The sequence below is a fragment of the Streptomyces sp. NPDC088246 genome (assembly GCF_044741025.1).
Classification (GTDB): Bacteria; Actinomycetota; Actinomycetes; order Streptomycetales; family Streptomycetaceae; genus Streptomyces.
Genome location: NZ_JBIURV010000139.1, coordinates 1 through 4,017, shown reverse-complemented (window position 1 = coordinate 4,017; position 4,017 = coordinate 1). Strand labels below are relative to the sequence as shown.

Genomic DNA, 4,017 nt, shown 5'->3' with positions numbered 1-4,017 from the left:
CCCCAGGTCATCGACTTCGACAGGGGGCACACAGCCATACCGGACCCGGGGGCCAGGCACCCCATTGCGGGGCCACGAAAACGGTAACGGGGCGGGCCCGCGGTCTACCAGGAGTGGTTACGAGGCTTGCGCAGCCAGAATCCATGCGGCTCTTCACCCGAGGACGGCTTCAGCCACGGGCGGAGCTCACCCCCTCGTCCGGCACCGACTCGTACACGAAGCGCGTATCCAACGCCGCCAGCGGAGCGGACAGCTCCGCTTGGGCCTCGTCGGTCAGTGTGCCCATGGCAATCTGCAACTGATCACGTGCATCCAGATCATTGATGTAAGCGCTGATCGGGTACTGCCCCGGTAGTTGCCAGTCGGACTCCATCCTGCGCACAAGGTTTTCCCAGGACGAGAACAGATTGTTGAAAGAATACACCGGATACCCCGCACAGTCGCCCCGATGCGATAAATGAGGCGATCAATTCAGCGGCACTCACGGTCACTCTCTAATTTTTCGATGAGTGTTTTGATTTTATCCGCCCGGCTTCCTGGACAGAGGGGGCTTGTCGTGCCGGATTTCACGAGCGGCTCACGAGAAGAGTGATGTTTCGGTGATAGAGACTTCTGGAAATACCTGCAATCTGAGCTCTCCTGCGGTGTCTCTAGTTTCGAATTCCACGACGAGTTGGGTCGCGCCGCCTCCCTCCTGGACACGGAGTAGGATCGCTCCTTCTCTGAACAGATTCAACATGACCTTGCCGAGTGGTGTGCACCAGCGTACATTTACCGACTGTCCGACCGCGTCGTACGACAATGTCAAGTCTTCGCCTGTGACATCAACGAGATTTACGGTCCTCTGAGTCTCACCAGTGATCTCTGGCTCGACTCCCAATGCGTTGACGATTTCCTGGGGGTCAGGTGTGACGAATTCAGATGGCAAGGAATTTTCTCCTGGATTTCGCGCGCGATTACCTGATCGAACTGCAAGCGGTCGACGGATCTCTCAACTACGGAATATTACCGTCGATAGCCTGTACCCACCATCGGGCATGATCTGCCAGGTGCTCTCCACGCCGAGCATTCCATGTGGGCCATATAGGACAGATTTCGTTTTACCGAAATTCCCCCATTCGTTGGTGAAATGTTCTGAGAATCCATTTCCGGTTGCCTCCTTCAAGTGTTCGGTCACGAATTGACGAGAGGCCGGGGTGTCATGGAACCCTATACTCTTGAGTTGATTGGCATTTTGTATCGCCCTCGGAGTGTTGTGAGGATCCGGCTTCACGTCCTTATTGAACAGGTAATCCAACTTTCTCGGGTTGACTTCGGGGCAGGGGGCAAGTCCAAAAGGGGCTGCCCCTGTGTGAGGATTTTCGACGTAGGCACCCGAGTTGGATGACGGTGCGATACCCAGAGGGTCGACAGAGAGGTATCGGGCGGTTTCCGGGTCGTAGTGGCGGTGAAAGTTGTAGTGGAGTCCGGTTTCCGGATCCGAAGTACTGGCCGGGGAAGCGAAGCGGTGTGTAGGCGATGCTGGTGGCGGACCAGGTGGTGGTGCCCCACAAGGTGCTGCGGGTATACCAGGCAAGACTGCCCGACTCGTCGATGAGCTCGGTCGGGGTGCCGATGAGGTCGGTGACTACGGCGAAGAATCGCTCGTCGACGGTGTCTTGCAGGGCGCTGGCCGAGAGGATGCGTTCCGTCTGGGTGAGGGGGCGGAGCCCATCGTGGTCCCAGGTGAGGGCAACCGGGTTGGCCAGAGCTTCGGCGGAGGTTATCTGTTCGCACAGAGTGGTTCCGTCCCAGGTGAATGAGACTTCCTCTATCACTGCGTCGCCTTGGGCTTGCAGACGTTGCTTGGCCATGCGGCGGCCGAGAGGGTCGTAGAGATAACGCCAGTGCGCCCCGTCAGGAGTGGTGACCGAAGTGAGTCGGTCCTCGGAGTCCCAGGTGTAGCGCCAGGTTTCCGGTGCGCGGGAGAGGCGGGTCTTCTGACGGAGGACAATCCGGCCCTGGGCGTCGTGCTCGTAGCGGACGCGGCCGGCGCGGGTGAGCCGTGTGCCTGTGTAGGTACGTTCGCCCGTGGCCTCGTGACCGGGGTGACCTACAGGCCACGCTGCCTGTGTCTGGTTGCCCGCCTGGTCATAAGCGTAGGTCTCGGTCCAGTGCGTGCCGTCGACCGCGGTCACCCGGCCGATGGCGTCCAGCTCGAAGTGGCGGGCTCCGGAAACGCTGTCGTGGATTCCGATGAGGTTGCCGTCTGCGCGGTAAGTGTAGGCGCGGTGCTTCAGGCTCTGCCCCCGGGCCCATACCTGCTCGCTGGCGAGACGGCCCGCCGTGTCGAATTCGTGGGTGAGGCTGATCGACTGCCCGATGTGCCGGGCGCTCTCCTGTCCGGCGGCGTTCCGTGTGAACGCAACGGTTCGGCCGGAACTGCTGAGGCTGCTGCACCGCCCGGCAGCATCGTAGTCCAAGGTGCTTGTCACGCCGGATGGGGTTGTTCGGGAAATCCGTCGCCCCAACGTGTCATAGCCGTAAGTCAGTGTGCGTCCGTTTACGGTCTCGGACCTGAGCCTCCCGTGCCGGTCGTGCAGGCGGGTGAGGGCCGCGTCAGGGCCGACGGCGCAGGCTAGTTGGTCGAAGATGTCATATTCGAAGGTGGTGACCTCGCCGTCCGCATGCTTGCGCAGCAGTTGTCCGATTTCATTGCGCTCGTAACGGATCCTCTGGCCGAGCCCATTGGTGCGAGTGGTCAGGCGTCCGGCCTCGTCGTGACCATATGCGAGTGTGCGGCCGTCGAAGTCGGTCTCCGCTATGAGACGACCGCTGGGATCGTAGGTGTAACTCCATTTCAAGCCGTGCGGGTTGCTTACCTCAGTCAGTCGCAGATTGGTGTCGTGAGTGAACTCGTAGCGAGCCCCGTCCGGGCCTGTGCGTGCTGCTAGGAGGTCGAAGTCGGCGTACTCGAAACGGCTGACCGCACCCATGGCATTGGTATGGGACAGGCAATTGCCTTCGCCGTCATGCGTCCAGGATTCCTCGCTGCCGTCTGGCTCGGTACGCCGAGCCAGACGACCCTCGACTGTCCATTGGTATTGACTGGTTGCACCGAGGGCATCGGTGACAGCAACCGGTCGGCCGAAGGCGTCCCGTTCGAACCGAGTCGTCGCGCCCAGTGGATCGGTAGTCTCGGTGGGCAGACCAGCTCTGTCGTACCGTGCCTCGGAATGATGCCCGAGGGCGTCCGTCACAGATATGACGTTCCCGGCCTCGTCGTACGAATAGGTCGTTGTCGCGCCGGAGGCATCGGTGACCGACGTACGGTTGCCTCGCTCGTCGTAGGTCTGTCGGGTGACCGTCCCGTCCGCGCCCCTGACGCGCACCGGTAGGCCGAGGGCGTTGTAGTCGGCGGTCAGCTCCCGCCCGTCCGGGCGGACCACCGAGGTGGGGCAGCCGTGCTCGTCGTACGTGGAGCGGCTGACATGCCCCAGTGGGTCCGTGACGGACAGCAGCCGGTGAAAGCGGTCGTGCTCGAAGCGGGTGACGGCTCCCAGAGCGTCGATTTCAGCTACCACTTGGGAGCGGTCGTTGATCACGTATCGCTTGGTGTGGCCGAGGCCGTCGGTCATGGACGTCATGCGCAGGCGGGTGGCGGGGTCGGTGTCGTCCCAGGTGAAGTGGGCTTCGAGGTGTCCGTTGGTGCCGGTCTGGTACACGCAGCGGTCGTGCTCGTCGTAGACGTACTCGTACCGGCTGCCGTTGGTGTCCGTCCACGACGTGACGCGGCCCAGCTCGTCGCAGCCGAACCGCAGGGGCTTGCCTGAGGAGTTGGTGACAGCGGTGAGGTGGCCGTCGGTGTAACCGTAGCGGAGGATCTCCTGGTCGGTACCGTCCGGTGCGGCGCCCGCCAGGTGCAGGGCGGTAACCCTGCCCTCGTTCGTGGTGAGCTTCAGGTGGTAGCCGCCGTGGTGCACGATCGACGTCGGGGCACCGGTCTCGTCGTACTCGAAGGTGATCCAGCGGCCGTTG

2 protein-coding genes and 1 pseudogene are annotated in these 4,017 nt (G+C 62.1%); all 3 read right to left on the bottom strand.

Features of this window, described 5'->3' with window-relative positions; genetic code table 11:
- Window positions 1-169: 169 nt before the first annotated feature.
- On the bottom strand, window positions 170-424 hold the full coding sequence (locus ACIPEK_RS46285; protein ID WP_402008958.1) for a hypothetical protein: 255 nt from the start codon (window positions 422-424) through the stop codon (window positions 170-172).
- A gap of 153 nt (window positions 425-577) precedes the next feature.
- Window positions 578-928, bottom strand: a complete 351-nt coding sequence (locus ACIPEK_RS46280) for a hypothetical protein (protein WP_402008956.1) — start codon at window positions 926-928, stop codon at window positions 578-580.
- 63 nt (window positions 929-991) lie between these two features.
- A pseudogene (locus ACIPEK_RS46275) lies at window positions 992-4,017 on the bottom strand (RHS repeat-associated core domain-containing protein); the annotation flags it as partial.